The 216-nt window shown below is 62.5% G+C and carries 1 protein-coding gene; it reads left to right on the forward strand.

Going from position 1 to position 216, the window contains the following annotated elements:
• Positions 1-216, forward strand: a 216-nt coding sequence (locus ACM6IP_RS00970) for a DUF2345 domain-containing protein (RefSeq protein WP_414860734.1), incomplete at both ends; no start/stop codon positions are given.

Below are 216 nucleotides of genomic sequence, written 5' to 3' on the forward strand. Positions count from 1 at the left end.
TCGGCCGATGCCCAGGCCGCCAACGCCGATCCCGCCGATGTACAGGCGCAATTGCAGTTGCTCAAACAAGACCTGGAACAGCTCAAGTCGTCCGTGTTGTTGCTCAGCGCGCCACACGGCATAGCACTCACGAGCGGCAAACAGCTGCAGTTGGCCGCGCAAAACAACCTGATGCTCAGCGCCGGTGCGCAAGCGGACATCAGCGTGGCCAAGCGG

Origin of the sequence: Pseudomonas sp. IT-P176 (assembly GCF_949767245.1) — a bacterium.
Lineage (GTDB): Bacteria > Pseudomonadota > Gammaproteobacteria > Pseudomonadales > Pseudomonadaceae > Aquipseudomonas.